This window comes from Caulobacter sp. 05L422 (assembly GCF_056397765.1).
In genome coordinates, this window is sequence record NZ_JBFTOB010000049.1 from 1 (window position 1) to 2,073 (window position 2,073).

A 2,073-nucleotide genomic window follows, 5' to 3' on the forward strand; every position below is an offset into this window, starting at 1 on the left:
GTTGTGGCGCTGTCGAGGGCGCTGGACGAGATCGTGTCGCGCCACGAGGTGCTGCGCACGCGGTTCGAGATGCGCTCCAGCGGTCCGGTGCAGATCGTGGAGGCGGCCGGTTCGCTGGGTCTGGCGGCCGAGCCGACGACGGCGGAGGCCCTGGAGGGTCTGGTCGGGGAGACGATGCGCGAGCGGTTTGACCTGGGGTCGGGGCGTCTGCTGCGGGTGCGTCTGTTGCGGTTGTCGGCGCGCGAGCACGTGCTGGTGGTGGTGATGCACCACATCGTCACCGACGGCTGGTCGATGGGGGTGCTGCTGCGGGAGATGGCGGTGCTGTACGAGGGGTTCCGGCGTGGGCTGGGCTCGCCGCTGGCGCCGCTGGAGATCCAGTACGGGGACTATGCGCTGTGGCATCGGCGCTGGCTGGAGGAGGGGGTGGCGCAGTCGCAGCTGGGCTGGTGGCTGGACAAGCTGGCCGGAGCGCCCGAGGCGCTGGACCTGCCGACCGACCGGCTGCGGCCGCCGGTGCAGAGCCATCGCGGGGCGGTGCTGCGGTTTAGGCTGCCGGCCGGCCTGGCCAAGGCGCTGACGGGTCTGGCCCAGCAGGAAGGCGCGACGCTGTTCATGGCGCTGCTGGCGGGGTTCGAGCTGGTGCTGGGGCGCTGGAGCGGTCAGCAGGACGTGCTGGTGGGCACGCCGATCGCCAATCGCATGCGCTCGGAGATCGAGCCGCTGATCGGGTTCTTCGTCAACACCCTGGTGATGCGCGGGGACCTGTCGGGCGATCCGACGGGACGGGAGCTGTTGGCGCGCACCAAGGAGATGGCGCTGGGAGCCTATGCGCGCCAGGACCTGCCGTTCGAGAAGCTGGTGGAGGCGCTGGCCCCCGAGCGGGACATGTCGCGCAACCCGGTGTTCCAGGCGATGTTCGTGCTGCAGAACCTGGGGCTGGCCGCGCCGGGTGGGCGAGGACGCCGAGGGGTTGGACTGCACCCTGGAATACGCCGCCGACCTGTTTGACCGCGCGACCATGGAGCGGCTGGCCGACCATTGGCGGCGGGCGCTGGAGGGGCTGGCGGCCGATCCGGAGGCGCGGCTGTCGCGGCTGTCGCTGATGGACGAYGTCGAGCGCGACCAACTGCTGAGGCAATGGAACGACACGGCCCGGGCGCTGCCGGCGGGCGACGGGCGGGGGCTGGCGGGGCTGGTCACGGCCCAGGCGGCGGCCACGCCCGCCGCGCCGGCGGTGCGGTTCGAGGGCCAGACGCTGGACTATGCGACGCTGGAGGCGCGGTCCAACCGCCTGGCGCGGCGGCTGGCGGCGCTGGGGGCGGGGCCGGGCCAGGTGGTGGGGCTGTGCCTGGAGCGCTCGCCCCAGCTGGTGACGGCGATGCTGGGCATCCTCAAGAGCGGGGCSGCGTTCGTGCCGGTCGACCCGGACTATCCGGCCGACCGGCGGCTGTACATGCTGTCGGACGCCGGGGCGCGGCTGGTGGTGACCAGCCAGGCCCTGGCSGGGGTGCTGCCGGCCGGGACGGTGACCGTGGCGCTGGACGCGCCCGAGGAGGTCGCCGCCCTGGCGGCCCTGGCCGACGAGCCGCCGCAAGTGGCGATCCACGGCGAGGACCTGGCCTATGTGATCTACACCTCCGGCTCCACCGGCCGACCCAAGGGCGTGATGATCCCCCACCGGGGGTGACGCTGGTCAACACCGTGCCCTCGGCGATGACCGAACTGGTGCGCGGCGGCGTGGAGCTGGCGGCCCTGCGGGCGGTCAACCTGGCCGGCGAGCCGCTGCCCGCCAGCCTGGTGGAGGCGATCGGCGCGCGCCATCCCCAGGCGCGGGTCTACAATCTCTACGGCCCGTCCGAGGACACCACCTATTCGACCTGGGCGCTGGTGTCGGGACCCGACGTGTCGGGCCCGCCGCCGATCGGCCGACCGATCGCCAACACCCGGGCCTATGTGCTGGACCGGTTCCTGCAGCCGTGCGCGGTGGGGGTTGCGGGGGAGCTGTACCTGTCGGGTTCTGGCCTGGGCCGCGGCTATCTGGACCGTCCGGGGCTGACGGCCGAGCGGTTC

3 protein-coding genes are annotated in these 2,073 nt (G+C 73.1%); all 3 read left to right on the plus strand.

The annotated features are described in order from the left end of the window. Window positions 1-1,011 (plus strand): condensation domain-containing protein (locus AC1DMQ_RS25745; RefSeq protein ID WP_477036367.1); only part of this gene is annotated, 1,011 nt, incomplete at its 5' end. After that, entirely contained in the window at window positions 974-1,690 is a 717-nt protein-coding gene (locus AC1DMQ_RS25750; RefSeq protein ID WP_477036368.1) for an AMP-binding protein, read from the plus strand. The genes AC1DMQ_RS25745 and AC1DMQ_RS25750, both read left to right, overlap by 38 nt. Continuing rightward, a partial coding sequence (locus tag AC1DMQ_RS25755) for an AMP-binding protein (protein ID WP_477036369.1) occupies window positions 1,687-2,073 on the plus strand: 387 nt, incomplete at its 3' end. The genes AC1DMQ_RS25750 and AC1DMQ_RS25755, both read left to right, overlap by 4 nt.